Annotated in this window: 10 protein-coding genes and 1 pseudogene; 5 read left to right on the forward strand and 6 right to left on the reverse strand. The window is 70.9% G+C overall.

The features are described 5' to 3' along the window. Positions 1–3: 3 nt before the first annotated feature. From L3i22_RS45650 to L3i22_RS45665, 4 genes are all read right to left on the reverse strand, one after another. The gene (locus L3i22_RS45650; RefSeq protein WP_221323656.1) at positions 4–960 is read right to left on the reverse strand and encodes an ABC transporter substrate-binding protein; all 957 of its coding nucleotides are present in this window, start codon (positions 958–960) and stop codon (positions 4–6) included. Next, positions 957–2765, reverse strand: a complete 1809-nt coding sequence (locus L3i22_RS45655) for a proline/glycine betaine ABC transporter permease (RefSeq protein WP_255657645.1) — start codon at positions 2763–2765, stop codon at positions 957–959. Before L3i22_RS45655 ends, L3i22_RS45650 begins: the two co-directional genes overlap by 4 nt. Positions 2766–2916: 151 nt before the next feature. Then, a complete protein-coding gene (locus L3i22_RS45660; protein WP_221323658.1) occupies positions 2917–3945 on the reverse strand; it encodes a glycine betaine/L-proline ABC transporter ATP-binding protein in 1029 nt (342 codons plus the stop codon). 4 nt (positions 3946–3949) lie between these two features. Next, the gene (locus tag L3i22_RS45665; protein ID WP_255657646.1) at positions 3950–5491 is read right to left on the reverse strand and encodes a GMC family oxidoreductase; all 1542 of its coding nucleotides are present in this window, start codon (positions 5489–5491) and stop codon (positions 3950–3952) included. 72 nt (positions 5492–5563) lie between these two features. Between L3i22_RS45665 and L3i22_RS45670 the strand changes: the two genes are divergently transcribed. The 5 genes and pseudogenes from L3i22_RS45670 to L3i22_RS45690 all read left to right on the forward strand — a co-directional run bounded on the left by L3i22_RS45670 (position 5564) and on the right by L3i22_RS45690 (position 11698). Then, complete coding sequence (locus L3i22_RS45670; protein ID WP_221323659.1) at positions 5564–6325, forward strand: glycerophosphodiester phosphodiesterase; 762 nt, start codon at positions 5564–5566, stop codon at positions 6323–6325. Between the two features lie 400 nt (positions 6326–6725). Further along, positions 6726–7265: pseudogene (locus L3i22_RS54180) on the forward strand (hypothetical protein); the annotation flags it as partial. Between the two features lie 1256 nt (positions 7266–8521). Next, on the forward strand, positions 8522–9358 hold the full coding sequence (locus tag L3i22_RS45680) for a siderophore-interacting protein (RefSeq protein ID WP_221323661.1): 837 nt from the start codon (positions 8522–8524) through the stop codon (positions 9356–9358). Positions 9359–9464: 106 nt separating this feature from the next. After that, positions 9465–10652, forward strand: coding sequence for an MFS transporter (locus L3i22_RS45685; RefSeq protein ID WP_255657647.1), 1188 nt, complete (start codon positions 9465–9467; stop codon positions 10650–10652). Between the two features lie 245 nt (positions 10653–10897). After that, positions 10898–11698 carry a class I SAM-dependent methyltransferase gene (locus L3i22_RS45690; protein ID WP_221323663.1) on the forward strand — a complete coding sequence of 267 codons (801 nt, stop codon included), beginning with the start codon at positions 10898–10900 and terminating at the stop codon, positions 11696–11698. 173 nt (positions 11699–11871) lie between these two features. Here the strand turns inward: L3i22_RS45690 and L3i22_RS45695 are convergent, their stop codons facing one another. Further along, positions 11872–12714 carry an LLM class flavin-dependent oxidoreductase gene (locus L3i22_RS45695; RefSeq protein WP_221323664.1) on the reverse strand — a complete coding sequence of 281 codons (843 nt, stop codon included), beginning with the start codon at positions 12712–12714 and terminating at the stop codon, positions 11872–11874. Between the two features lie 527 nt (positions 12715–13241). Continuing rightward, on the reverse strand, positions 13242–14729 hold the full coding sequence (locus L3i22_RS45700) for a glycosyltransferase family 39 protein (protein ID WP_255657648.1): 1488 nt from the start codon (positions 14727–14729) through the stop codon (positions 13242–13244). Between the last annotated feature and the right edge of the window lie 261 nt (positions 14730–14990).

Below are 14990 nucleotides of genomic sequence, written 5' to 3' on the forward strand. Positions count from 1 at the left end.
CGGTCAGCTCCCGGCCGGGATCCAGGGCTTCCAGGTGGACTCGTGCTCGGCGACCCACTTCTCGGCCGCGTGGTCGGCGTCCAGACCCTGGTTGGTGAGGTAGTCGGAGACCAGGTTCTGGTCGTCGTTCGTCCACTTGAAGTTCTTGATCAGCTCGTAGGCCGCGCCACCGGTGTCGGCGAACTTCTTGCTGACGATCTTGTCGAGCGGGTAGTCGGGGTAGTCGCAGGCGACCTTCTTCGGGTCGGCGTCACACCCGGCGGTGTAGGCCGGCAGCTTCACCCGGACGTACTTCTCCTTGGCGAACAGCCACTGCGGCTCGTAGAAGTAGAAGAGCAGCGGCTTCTTCTGCGCGGTCGCCTGCTGGGCCGCCTTGATCAGCGCCGCCTCGCTGCCGGAGTAGACCACCTTGTAGTTCAGCTTCAGGTTCGTGACCAGCGCCTCGTCGTTGGTGACGTAGGACGGGTCGCCGTCGAGCAGCTGCCCCTTGCCGCCGGACTCGGACGTCTTGAACAGGTCGGCGTACTTGCCGAGGTTCTTCCAGTCGGTGATGTCCGGGTACTGGTCGACCATCCACTGCGGGACGTACCAGCCGATCACCCCGGTGTTGCCGGTCAGCCCGGCGCTCACCGCGACCTTCTTCTCGTCGATGTAGGTCTTCTTCAGGTCGTCGTGGCCCCAGTTCTCCACGATCGCGTCCACCTCACCGGTCTCGAAGCCCTGCCAGGAGATCTCCTCCTTCAGGTTCTTCTTCGCCACGGTGTAGCCGAGCTTGTGCTCCAGCAGGTAGGCGAGGACGTCGGCGTTCGCCTCGTACCCCACCCACGGGTTGATCGCCAGGTTGACCGTGCCCTTGCTGCCGGCGCTCGGTTTGCTCTCCCCGGCGTCCGAGGTGGCCCCGCCGCACCCGGCGAGCAGCAGGCTGAGGACGACGGCGAAGGACAGTTGTCTGTTTCTCATCGGGAGGGACCCTTTCGGCGGTGGAAACCTTGAGTGAGGCGGTCCAGCAGGACACCGAGCAGCACGATCGCGAAGCCGGCGGCCAGGCCCCGGCCGAAGTCCTCGCGCTGGGAGAACCCGGCGACCACGTCGTAACCGAGCGCGCCGGCGCCGACCAGGCCACCCACCACGACCATCGCGAGGACCATCACGATCCCCTGGTTGGCGGCGAGCAGCAGGCCGCCGCGGGCCATCGGGAGCTGCACCTTCCGGAGCAGCTGGCCCGGGGTCGAGCCGGCGGAGAGCGCGGCCTCGACGACGGTGGCCGGCACGTCCCGGATCCCGCGCTCGACCAGCCGGACGACCGGCGGCGCGGCGTAGATGACCGCCGCCACGATCGCGGTGAACCGGCTGGCGCCGAAGAGCGCCACCGCCGGCAGGAGATAGACGAACGACGGCATCGTCTGCGCGGCGTCCAGCACCGGCCGGACGATCGTGGCCAGCCGGTCGTGCCGGGCGCAGAGGACGCCGGCGGTGATCCCGACCAGCATGGTCAGCACGGTCGCGACCAGCACGGTGGCCAGCGTCTGCATCGCGTGCTGATACAACCCCAGCCCGGTCAGCCCGGCCGCGGCGGCGCCCGCGATCAGCGCCGCGCGCCAGCCCGCCAGCAACAGCCCGAAAGCGAGCACGACCAGGGTGAACAGCCACCACGGGGTGGTCGTCAGGAGGGTTTCCAGCGGGTTGAGCAGCACCGTGCTGACGGTGTTCTTCAGCCACTCGGTCGCGTCGTACCAGTGCAGTTCCAGCCAGCCGGTGACGTCGTTGACCGGCTTGGCGAACGAGAAGAGCGGCAGCTCCAGCGTCACCCGCGCGGCGGCGATCGCGATCGCGGCGACCAGCACCACCGCCGACACCCGCCAGTCCCGGCGCTGCCGCCGGGCCGCGGCCGTGGTCACCCGGTCCAGCACGATCGCCATGATCACGATGGCCAGCCCGGCGTCGAAGGCGGCGCCGACGTTCACCCGCTCCAGCGCCTGCAGGATGTTCACGCCCAGCCCGGGTGCGTCGATCAGGGCGGTCACCACGACCATCGAGAGCGCCATCATGATCGTCTGGTTGACCGCGAGGACCAGGGCCGGCCGGGCCATCGGCAGCCGGACCTTGGCGAGCAGCTGCCACCGCGTGGAGCCCAGCGCGGTCGCCGCCTCCACCGCGCTCGGGGCCACCCCGGCGATGCCCAGCTCGGTGATCCGGATGGTGACCGGCACGGCGTAGATCAGCGTCGCCACCACCGCGGCCGGCGAGCCGATCAGGAAGAGCAGGGTCATCGGCGCGAGGTAGGCGAAGGTCGGCAGGATCTGCATGACGTCCAGCAGCGGGCGCAGCGCCGCGCCGATCCAGCGCACCCGGGCCGCCAGGATGCCGAGCGGCACGCCGATCAGGACCGAGATCAGCACCGCGGTGAGCGTGAGGGCGAGCGTGTCCACGCTCTCGTCCCAGAGCCCGAGCACCCCGAAACCGAGGAACCCGGCGACCGCCAGCAGGGCCGGGCGCCACCCGCCGAGCACGAACGCGATCGCGCCGGCCACCGCGACCAGCCCGGCGAGCCCGAGCCCGGTCAGCCCGGCCCGGACCGCGTCGACCAGCAGCCGGATGCCGAGCCGGAGGTAGTTGATGCCGTAGAGGAAGAGCGGATGCGTGTCCCGGTTCGCGTCCACCCAGTCGCGCACGCCGCCGAAGAAGCGGAACGCCACCGCGTCCGAGTCGTCCGCGACCGCCGTCGTGCGGAAGGCGAGATACGCGACCACGGTCGCGACGATCAAGACAATTGCGACGGTACGGACGGAGAGCAGCCCCGTCCGCCGCCGAGGTCCCGCGTCGCCGGGCCCTCCGCTCGCCGGGCCGCCGTCCGTGGCGGTGGCTCGGGCCGCGACCGCAGTCATCGCCGGCCCCCGGTTGGCGCGCTCGCCCCGCTCATCCGGCCGGGACCTGGCGCCGGTGGCCCAGCAGCGCCGGCAGCAGCCGCTCGGCGTCGACCACGCCGACCCGCCGGTCGCCGTCGACCACCGCGATCGGCCGGTCCGCGCGCAGCACCCGGGCGACCGCGTCGCGGATCACGGTGTCCTGCGGCAGCGGCTGGTCCTCGCACTCCTCGCCGTCCACCGGCGGCCGCATGATCCAGCGCAGGGTGAGCACGTCGGCGCGCGGCACGTCCCGCACGAAGTCCTCGACATACCCGTCGGCCGGCGCCCCGACCAGCTCCTCCGGCGTGCCGACCTGCACGAGCTCACCGTCGCGCAGCACCGCGATCCGGTCCCCCAGGGTCAGCGCCTCGGCCAGGTCGTGGGTGATGAAGACCAGCGTCTTGCCCACCTCGGCGTGCAGCCGCCGCACCTCGGCCTGCATGTCCCGGCGGATCAGCGGGTCGAGCGCGCTGAACGGCTCGTCGAAGAGCAGCACCTCGGGGTCGGTGGCGAGCGCCCGGGCCAGCCCGACCCGCTGCTGCATGCCGCCGGACAGCTCCTCGGGCAGCTGCTGCTCGTGCCCGGTCAGCCCGACCAGCTCCAGCACGTCGGCGGCCCGCCGGTGCCGTTCGGCGCGGGCCACCCCCTGGATCTCCAGCCCGTACGCCGCGTTGTCCAGCACCGACCGGTGCGGCAGCAGCCCGAAGTGCTGGAACACCATGGCGACCCGGTGCCGCCGCAGGTCCCGCAGCCGCTTGGCGGACATCCCGCGGACCGGCTCGCCGTCGATCTCGATCTCGCCGCCGGTCGGCTCGATCAGCCGGGTCAGGCAGCGGACCAGGGTGGACTTGCCGCTGCCGGAGAGTCCCATGACGACGAAGACCTCGTTGCGCGCGACGTCGAAGCTGACGTCACGGACCGCCGCCACGCAGCCGGTCCGCTCGCGCAGCTCGGCCCGGGGCAGGTCGGCCAGGGGCGACCCGGGGACCCGCTCGGGGCGTGGTCCGAAGACCTTCCACAGATGGCGCACGGCGATCATCGGGTCACCTCGGCCGGATCAGGTCGGCGGCCCGCTCGCCGATCATCAGCACCAGCACCATCGGGTTGACCGTGGGCATGGTGGGGAAGATCGAGGCGTCCGCGACGCGTACGTTGTCGAAGCCGCGCAGACGCAGGTCCGGGCCGACCACGGCGCCCGGGTCGTCGGCGGCGCCCATCCGGCAGGTGCCGGCGGGGTGGTACACGGTGTGGTGCGCGGCTCGTCCGTACGCCGAAAGCTCTTCGTCCGTGCGCAGCAGCGGGCCGGGAGCGATCTCGCGGCCGATCCACGACGCGAAGGGCTCGGTCGCGGCCACCTCGCGGGCCAGGCGCAGCCCGTCCACGATGGTCCGCTCGTCGTGCCCGTCCGGGTCGGTGAAGTAACGGAAGTCGAGCAGCGGCTTGGTCGACGGATCAGCATCGGCCAGCGTGAGGCGGCCGACGCTGCGTGGTCGAGGCACGTTGGGGGTCATCCCGAAGCCGTGTTCCGGCACGTCGTACCCGAGTCGCTCGGTGTTGAACGTGAACGGGATCTGGTAGAGGTGGAACATCAGGTCGGGCCGGGCGGCGGCCGGGTCGCGGCGGACGAAGAGGCCGGCGTCGGCGTCCATGACCGACATCGGCGGCAGCGGCCGGCTCGCCTCCCAGAGGATCAGCGACTCCGGGTGGTCCAGCAGGTTCTCCCCGACGCCGGGCAGGTCCAGGCGCACCGGCAGGCCGAGCCGCTTCAGGTCGTCGGCCGGCCCGATGCCGGAGAGCAGCAGCAGGCGCGGGGTGTCCACCGCGCCGGCGCACAGCACGTACTCCTGCCGGGCCTTGATCAGCTTGTCGCCGCCGGCCGTCCGGACCGTCACGCCGCGCTCCGGATCCAGGTGATAGGCCCAGGTCTCGGTCATGATCGTGAGGTTCGGCCGGGCCAGGTGCGGGTGCAGGTAGGCAACCGACGCCGAGGAGCGGATCCCGGTCTCCGGGTAGTAGCCGACCGGCAGGAAACCGGCCCCGTCGGCGAACGGCGCGGCGTTGAAGTCGTCCAGCACCGGCACCCCGAGCGCGCTGTGGCAGGCCGCCACGAAGTCGGTCGCCAGCGGGTTGCGGTCCTTCTCGGCGACCTGGGTGATGTTGATTTCCAACCGCTGCCAGTACGGCAGCATGTCCGCGAACGACCACCCGCTCGCGCCCGCCTCCACCCAGTCGGCGAAGTCCTCCGCGGGCGGCCGGAAACTGATCATGGTGTTGTGCGAGGAGCATCCACCGAGCACCCGGGCCCGCGAGTGCCGGATGTGCGAGTTGCCGCGCGGCTGCGGGACGGTCGGATAGTCGTAATCGAATTCGGTCTCCAGCAGGTTGATCCAGTTCCGGAGCCGGAGGACCCGGTCGTCCCCCACATCGGACGGTCCACCCTCCAGCACACAGACCCTGACCTGCGGGTCCGCGGACAGCCTGGACGCCACCACCGAACCGGCCGTGCCGCCACCGACGATCACCACGTCGTACTCGAGCGTTTCCAGTGCGAGCCACCCTCCACCGCGCCGTGGACCAATGATCATCATGGCAATGTCGACGGTCAATGGGGAGAGGTTTCTTTTACGTCAGTGCAACAACCCCGGCATACTGCCCATGTGGATCTTGCTTTTCTGGACGGCCCGCGACCCCGGGCCTTCGCCCATCGCGGCGGCGCCGCCGAGGGTGACGAGAACACCGCCGCCGCCTTCGAGCGCGCGGTCGCGATGGGCTACCGGTACGTCGAGACCGACGTGCACGCCACCGCGGACGGCGTCCCGGTCGTCATCCACGACGCCCGGCTGGACCGCCTGGCCGGCCGCCCCGGCCGGGTCGCCGACCTGACCTGGGCGGACCTGGCCACGATCCGGGTCGGCGGCGCGTCCGCGGTGCCCCGCCTGGACGAGATCCTGGACGCGTGGCCGGCGATCCGCTTCAACATCGACGTGAAGTCCGACGCGGTCGCCGAGCCGGCCGTCGCGACGATCCGGCGGGCCGGCGCCGGCGACCGGGTGCTGCTCGCCTCGTTCAGCGATGCCCGGCTGGCCCGGGTCCGCGCGCTGGCCGGGCCCCGGGTGGCGACGTCGCTCGGGATGCGCGGGGTGGCCCGCCTCCGGCTGGCATCGATGGCCGGCGTCCCGCTGCGCCTGCCGGAATCGGTGGCCGCCGTACAGATCCCGGTCCGTCACGGCGCCGTCACAGTACTCACCCCGCGATTCCTGAAATACGTTCATCGAATCCGCCGGGAAGTGCACGTGTGGACGATCGACGACCCCGAAGAAATGCGCAGGTTGCTCGACCTGGGCGTGGACGGGATCATGACCGACCGCATCGAGGTGTTGCGGGACGTTTACTCTGCGCGAGGGCTATGGTTGAGTTAGGCCAGGTCAGCTAAATTTCGACGAAGATCGTTGAACCGGGGACATCATCCGTTCGGCTGATGCCCGAGGGTCACGTACCGTCGCATATTTTTTCTTTAAGTTTTGATTCCGGAATCCTTAAATATGGTTCCGGAATTGATTTCTGTGAGAGGTGCTCCTAACGTCTGGGCGTCGGCGCCACACAATGGCGAACGCCACAGTCGAAAGGCACGTCATGGAAAGCACGGGTCACCGTCGATCCGGCCCCGCAGCCGCCGGATCGAAGCGCGGCCGGCTGCTGGCCGTCGGCGCGGTGGTGGTCGCCGCCGCCGGCGCGATCGGGTTCGCACAGCTGTCACACGCCGACGAGACCCCGCAGACCAAGGCCGCGAGCGAGAGCGGCAAGGGCAAGGTCGTCAACGGGCAGACGATCCTCACCGACACCTGCATCGACAGCAACCTGCCGGCGCACGACGGTTTCCAGAAGGGCGACCGGTGCGTCTCCACCGAGTTCGGTGAGGTGGCCTCGGCCGCCAACGACGCGTCCCTGCTGATCACCCAGGCGCCGCTGAACGTCGCGCCGAACACGCCGTTCACCCTCAAGGTCAGCACCCGGAACCTGATCCGCGACCGCTTCCTCGCGGCCGGCCAGGGCGGCTACTACGTCGAGTCCAGCGTGCTGCAGAACGGCATCGTCCGCGGCCACTTCCACACCGCGTGCCGGATGCTCACCTCCACCCGGTCGGCTCCCGACCCCGCGCCGGTGCCCGCGTTCTTCGTGGCCACCGAGGACAAGCAGGGCGGGAAGACGCCGGACACGGTGACCATCCAGGTGCCGGGCCTGCCGACCGAGGGCACCGCGCAGTGCGCCTCGTGGGCCGGTGACGGGTCGCACCGTACGCCGATGATGGAGCGGGCCAACCAGACGCCGGCGATCGACGCCGTCCGGATCAACGTCCGCGCCGCCGCCGGTGGCAACAACAACGGTGGCAACCAGGGCGGGAACCAGAACCAGGGCGGGAACACCGGCAACAACAACGGTGGGAACACCGGCGGGAACACTGGTGGCAACACCGGCGGGAACAACAACAACGGTGGCGGTAACACCGGGAACACCAACGCCGGGACGGTGACCGCGACGCCCAAGGCGACCACGGTGACCGCCAAGCCGGGCACCACCAGCGACACGGACACCAACACCGGCAAGGGCACCGAGACCGAGACCCCGGCGACGACGAAGAGCACCACGAAGCCGGCCGCGACCACCAAGCCGGCGACGACCACCAAGCCGGCCACGACGAAGTCGACCAAGTCCACCACTGACTCGGACACCTCGACGGACTCCTCGGCCACCGAGTCGGACACCTCCACGGAGGAGACGACCGCTCCGGTCGAGACCAAGAAGCCGAAGCCGCAGGCCACGCCGACCGGGGACAGCGGGGCGGCGGCCGACTACGGCATCGACGTCGGCGCGCCTGACGACGCTGCGCCGACCAGCACCTCCGGAGATCAGTTGGCCGAGCCGCCGGCGGACAACACCGGTGGGCCGTTCACCCTGGTCAGCAACCACCCGGCGGTGTTCGGCGGTGGAGCGATCGTGGTGCTGCTGGCGATCATCGGGTTCGCTTTCGCCCGGTCCCGCCCGCGTCGCTACTGATCCACCCGCTTCACCTCTCCACCCGCTTCACCTCGGCGGCGCTGAACCACCTGCTCCACCCCGGCGCCGCTGAACCACCCCGCTCCATCCGAACGGCAAGAACGACGGGCGACGCCCGGCTACGCGAGAACTTCTCCGCGTGGCCGGGCGTCGCTTCCGTTTCCCGGGCCCCCTGGGCCGCCGTTCCGCCCAGGCTTCTGCTCCGCCTCCTGCTCCGCGGGGCGGGCGTCGTCTTACGCCGTACCCCCAATTGGTTGGCCTCGGCCCGGGACCAGCCGCCGCGTGCCGCATGCCCGGCCGTCGGCGTGGGGTCTTTCTCATCTTTTGGATGGCATCGGGTCCGCCGCACGGCTGAATCTTTCCGCGATATCACCGCGACGGGACCCTGGGGAAAAGCATGCTGACCAGCGGCGATATCATCGCGGCGGAGCATTCGCCGAGATCTTGGCGGACCGGCCGGGAAATCGAAGATTGCGGGCAGGGTTCGGTCGATCGCCGAAGAATGAGGGTAGCCTTACCTGCTGAAGATCCTCCTACCGGCAGTGCAGTGAGGTGCAGATATGGCTAGCAGACCGGCGCGACCTGCCCACGAAGGCGTGGTCACCCGGGTGGAGCAGCTCACTCCGCACATGGTGCGGGTGGTGGTCGGCGGCGAGGCGATCGCCCGGATCGATGCGGGCCGCTTCACCGATCACTACATCAAGGTGCTGTTCCCGCCGGCCGGTGTGGTGTATGCGGAGCCGTTCGACATGAGCGCGATCCGCGAGACCATGCCCCGCGACACCTGGCCGGTCGTGCGGACGTACACGGTTCGCAAGTGGCTTCCGGAGATCCCCGAGATGTGGGTCGACTTCGTGGTGCACGGCGACGAGGGCATCGCCGGGCCGTGGGCGGCGCGGGCCAAGCCGGGCGACGTGTTCCGGTTCATGGGCCCGGGCGGGGGCTATTCGCCCAGCTCGGAGAGTGATTGGCACCTGCTGGCCGGCGACGAGAGCGCGCTGCCGGCGATCGCCGCCGCCCTCGCCGGGATGCCGGAGGGGGCCCGGGTCCGGGCGTTCGTCGAGATCGACGGGCCGGACGAGGAGCAGAAACTGGAGACTCCCGCCGACGCCGAGATCGTCTGGCTGCACCGGGCCGGGCGTCCGGTGGGCTCGGCGCTGGTCGAGGCGGTCCGGTCGCTGGAGTTCCCGGCCGGGCGGCTGCAGGCGTTCGTGCACGGCGAGGCCGGGTTCGTCAAGGCACTGCGGGCCTATCTGCGGGTTGAGCTCGGGCTCGGCATGGACCAGCTGTCCATCTCGGGCTACTGGCGGTCCGGGATGAACGAGGACGGCTGGCAGACCAGCAAGCGGGAGTGGAACGAGCAGGTCGAGCGGGAGCAGGAGCCCGCCCAGGTGTAACGACCGAGGGCCGGAGGGGACCTAAGCTCCCTCCGGCTTCTTCGCAGGTCGTGGAAGGTGTACCCCGGTTCGCGTTTCGCGCCGCTCCGGGACCATGATGGTCGGCGTGCCAGTGCTCGAAGAACAGCGGAACCGGTCGCGCCGCGGACAGATCTTCATCCTCGTCGCGCTCGTGCTGGCCGCGGTGAACCTGCGGCTCGCGGTGACCAGCGTGGGCCCGGTGCTCACCGAGATCCGCGACGGGCTGCACATGAGCGCGACCGTGGCGGGGCTGCTCACGTCCGTACCGGTGCTGTGTTTCGCCTCGGTCGGCCTGCTCGCACCGCGCCTCGCGCGGCGGCTCGGCGCCGCGCCGGTGATCGCCGGCGGTCTGACGCTGCTGACCGCCGGGCTGGCGACTCGGCCCTTCGCTCCGAACTCCGCGCTGTTCGTGCTGCTCAGCGCGGTTTCGCTGGCCGGTATCGCGGTGGTCAACGTGCTGCTGCCGTCGATCGTCAAGGATCGTTTTCCGACCCAGGTCGGCGCGGTCACCGGGGTCTACACGGTCGCGCTGAATCTCGGCGCGACCACCGCGGCCGCCGCGACCGTGCCGCTGACCAGCGGGTTCGGCGACTGGCGGCTCGGGCTGGCCTGCTGGGCACTGGCGGCGGTGATCGCGCTGCCGCCGTGGTTGCTGCTGGCCCGCGAGCGCGCCGCGACGGCGGCCCCGGTCACGGGCGTGCCGCCGGTCCGGGTCAGCCGGCAGCCGGTGGCGTGGGCGCTCGCCGTCTACTTCGGCATGCAGTCCACCTCGGCGTACGTGATCATCGGCTGGCTTCCGCAGATCTACCGGGACGCGGGGCTGTCCGCGGAGCTCGCCGGGGTGCTCTTCGCGACGACGTCGCTGCTGTCGGTGCCGCTGGGGTTGGGATTGTCGGCGTTGGCCGGTCGGGTGCGCTCGCAAAGCGGGATTGCGGTCGGTCTTGGCCTTTTCGGAATTGCCGGTTATTCCGGTTTATGGGCGGATCCGGCGGCTGCGCCGTGGCTCTGGGCGATCCTGCTGGGCATCGTCAACACCGCGTTCTCGCTGGTCCTGACCATGATCGCGCTGCGCGGCCGGACGCCGGCGACCGTGGTGCGGCTGTCCGCTTTCGCCCAGGGCGTCGGCTACCTGATCGCCATCCCCGGCCCGATCCTGATCGGCGCCCTCCACGACGCGACCGGCGGCTGGAAGGCCCCGCTGGCCATCATGATCTGCCTGATGGTCCCGCAGATCATCGCCGGCTTCTTCGCCGGCCGCGACCGCCAGATCTGACCCCAACTTCTCCACCAGCCACAACCGCCAGCACACCGCCCGCTTCTTCCCTTGCCACGGCCGCGAGCTTCGTCCCCTGCCACGGCCGCGAGCTTCGTCCCCTGCCACGGCCGCGAGTTTCCTCGCCGACCACAGCGCGGCCTCTTCGCCGGCCACGACCGGCAGACCTGAGCGCACCGCTCACGCTCACCGATTTCGCCTGCGGCAAGCTTGGGCACGGTACGAATCGGTCCTACGCTCGCGGAATGACGGACATCTCGTGGCAGTCCGGCGACGCGTACGAGTCCTACGTGGGCCGATGGAGCCGCCGCGTCGCAAAAATCTTCGTCACCTGGCTCGACGTCCCCGCCAACAGCCGCTGGCTCGACGCCGGCTGCGGAACCGGAGCGCTCTCCGCCCAGATCCCCGCTCCCGCCCTGCTCATCGGCATCGACAAGTCGCCCGCCTTCCTCTCGGCACTCCCCCGCGCCGGCGTCCCCGCCGCACCGCCGCCGAACCGGGTGCTTGCCTGCGCCGGTGACGCGGCCGCGCTGCCCTTGACCGACGCCGGATTCGACGCCGTGGTCAGTGGCCTCGCGCTCAACTTCGTGCCCCGCCCCGAGTCCGCGGTCGCCGAACTCTGCCGGGTAGCCGCCCCGGGAGCAACGATCGCGGCCTACGTCTGGGACTACGCGAACGGCATGGCGATGATGCGACACTTCTGGTCCGCCGCCGCCGAACTGGACCCGGACCTGGGCGAACGCGACGAATCCCGCAGCTTCGAATTCTGCCGCGACGACGTGCTAGCCGACTGGTGGTCCGCCGCCGGCCTACACGACGTGACCACCCGCCGGATCGAGATCCCGACGGTGTTCCGCGACTTCTACGAATACTGGACCCCGTTCCTCGGCGGCCAGGGCCCGGCCCCCGGCTACGTCACCGCCCGCTCCCCCGCCCAGCGCGACGCCCTGCGCGAGTCCCTCCGCTCCCGCCTCCCGACTCAACCGGACGGCTCGATCCCCCTGACCGCCGCCGCCTGGGCCGTCAAAGGCCGCAAAGCCCCCTGACCAGCCCCGGCGACGCGCCGGTCACCGCCGAGCGAACCGCCGGGAAGCCGAGCGCGGCGCATCAAGTCAACCGCCCGCCAGACCACCCCGAAACCCCGGCATCACCACACCGCACACCAGACGAACCGCCCACCACACCAAGCCCGACACGACAGCATCACACCGCGCGCTAACTAGGCGGCGGGCATCGGCTCGGCGAGACGCAGGCGCTGCACGACCGGAGCAAAGTCCTCCATGAACAGCCCGTTCACCGCGTAGTACGAAAACCCTCCCTCCGCCCGCCGCCGCAGCAACTCCTCGACGGCCAGATCAGCGTCCCCGATCAGGAACGCGGCAGCTCCGGACGCGGCCATCTCCCGCGGATCACCACCGACCTGGCGGGACAGCCACTCCGGCAGCGCGAAGATGCTCGGCGCGAATGCGGTCACCCCCACCAGCAGCTCAACCTGATCCGCCCGCTTCGACATCCCCCGGAACGCCTCCGCCGCACGGAACAACTCACTCGGCGTAGTAGCCGGCGGCAGCCCGAACGTCACCACGTCCGCCTGCTCCGCGGCAAGCCGCATCATGCCCGGCTTCGACGCCGCTACCAGCACCTTCGGCGGTACCGGCAGCCCCCGGGCGGCGGCGATGGTGTCCGCCGTCCGCCGCAGCCGCTCACCCGGCGTACCCCACAATCCGCCGAGCGCCGCGGTATCCGCCTGCCCGTTGGGCCGCCCACCCCCGACCCCGAGCTCGAACCGCCCGTCGCTGATCGTCTGCAGGCTCCGGGTCTCCCACGCGACGTGCGCGGGAGTGCGGTTCGGCGAGTTCAGCACATAGGTGCCGATCCGCAGCGTCCGGGTCACCGCGGCAGCAGCGGCCAGCGCCGCGAACGGCGACAGCGTGAACAGGGTGTCCGGGATGAGCAGGACGTCGTACCCCAACTCTTCAGCGCGCCGCGCGGTCGCCGCCCATTCCGCGCCGGTGCGAGCCTGCCCGGCGATAACTCCGAATCGAAACGCACGCTCAGTCATCCGCCCACTCTCCCGAACACGCCGCACAACCGCGTCCACTCCAGGACGACACCCGCCGTACGCCCACCGGCGTACCCAAAACCAACAGCCTGCGCCCCAGGTCTCACCCCAACCCGCCCCGCCCCAGCCCGACCCTGCCCGGCCCAGCGGCTCACCCCGCCCGACCCAGCGCCGCACCCCGGCCCCGGCCCAGCCCGACCCAGCGCCGCACCCCGCGCCGCGCCGCGCCCCGCCGCGCCCCGCCCCGGCCCGGCCAGCCCGGCGCCGCACCCCCGGCCCAGCCCGGCCCGGCGCCGCACCCCCGGCCCAGCCCGGCCCGGCGCCGCACCCCCGGCCCAGCCCGACCCAGCGCCACGCCCCCAGCCCAACGCCCCCTCCCCGCCTCGGCCCGGCCCGACGCCTCACCCCGAACCCAACGCCCAACCCCGGCCCAACAGCTCACCCGCCACCCGGCGGCTCGCTCCCTCACCGAAGGGCGTACCCCGCCAAGGTCCGACGGGCTGCCGGCCCGACATCAGCCGGCCCGCTCAGCCGTAGTGCTGAAGGCTGGGCCAGGCCGTATGCCACGGCACCGTCGGCCGGCAGACGTAGATGTGTGCCTCCTCGCTCTCCTCGTTGGCAACCCCGGCCGAATTCCGCAACGCGCCCTGCTCGACGCAGCCGTCCTCCGGGCCCGGCCGTGCCTGGATCACCGCGATCACCACGGTCTTGTCGTCCGGCGGCGGGCCGAGGTTGTACAGCTCGTTGTGTCCGCTGTAGACGGCCGGCAGACCGAGCGGCCGACCATACCGATCGAGCGCGCCGGCCTCGCCGTAGTTGCTGGTGAAGAGCACCGCCCGAGCCTGATCCTCGGCGGGCAGGGCGCGATAGACCGCGGCGACCTGCGCGACATACTCCTGCCAGCCGATCTGATCGGCGATCGTCTGATTCGTCTCGGCGACGGTGGTGTCGGCCAGCCGGCTCTCCGGGATCACCGGCAGAGACGTGACGATGCCGGCCGCACCGAAGACGACCACGCCCGCGATCAGCCAGATCAGCCGTGGCCGGCGGCCGTCGAGCCAGCGCACGGTGGGCACCGCGCCGATCGCGAACAACGCGGTGAGCAGGCCCAGCGGATAGTAGGGCTGACCCGCGATGACAAAGATCAAAATCAACATCAGTGGGTACGCGACGGCCAGCGCCCGCACCGGCCGCAGGCCCGGATCGCGCAGCAAGGTGACGATGCCGGCGATCCACACCGGCGGCAGCCCCAGCAACAACAACTGGAACGGCAGGAGCAGGATCCGCGACTCGTCGCCCTTGTCCTCGGCGAGCACCCGGGCCATCTCCAGCTGGGGGAAGTCGTTCGCCACCTGATAGATCAGATTCGGCAGACCGACGACCAGCGCGATCCCGGCCCCGGCCCACAGCCACGGTGAGCGCAGCACCCGGCGCGGGCCGGTGATCAGCAGCGCGCCGCCGAGGCAGAGCAGCAGCAGGAAAACCAGGTGCTTGTTGTAGAGGCCGAGCCCGGTGACCAGGCCCGCCCACAACCAGGCGCGCGGCTGCTCATACAGCAGCGCGCGCACCACGAACAGGATCACGCCGAGCCAGACCAGCAGGTCGGTCGCGGCGGTCGACCCGACGTGCGCGGCGCTGAGCGCGAACGTGCCGAAGACGACGGACGCCGCCAGCGACTGGGCGCCCGCACCGCCGCCCACCTCACGGGCGATCGCGGCGGCGAGCAGCGCCGCCAAGCCGAGCATCAGGGCATAGGGAACGCGCATCGCCCAGACCGTGTCACCCAGGACCTCGATCGCCAGGCGGTCGAGAAGCGGGGTCAACGGAGGCTGGTCGACGTAGCCCCAAGCGGGGTGGTTGCCGAGCATCCGGAAATAGAGCTCGTCGCGGTGATAGTCATATCGGCCGGCCGAGGCCAGCATCAGCAGGGTTGCGGTGGAGGCGATCAGGGAGACCGGCAGCCAGGCCATCGGCCGGCGGCCGATCCCCGTGTTCAGCGTCAGCGTTTCGGTCACGCCGCCCAACGTACGCATCGACGATGATCAGCTCTACAGGCCTTAAGTACGGTCTTCGCCCGGGCAGATACCGACCTGAGTCGGATGTGGTGGGTCGCCTCGCGATGCCATCATGGGGCCCTCAGCAACGTCGATGTCCACGAAGGACGGATTCCCGTGTACGAGCCCGAACCCGACACCACCGCGGAGCCCGCCGAGCGTGCTCGCGCCGGTGTGCGGTCCTGGGTCCAGGAGACCGGGCGGCGGGCTCGGGCACGAGTG

It is taken from the genome of Actinoplanes sp. L3-i22, assembly GCF_019704555.1.
Taxonomy (GTDB): domain Bacteria; phylum Actinomycetota; class Actinomycetes; order Mycobacteriales; family Micromonosporaceae; genus Actinoplanes.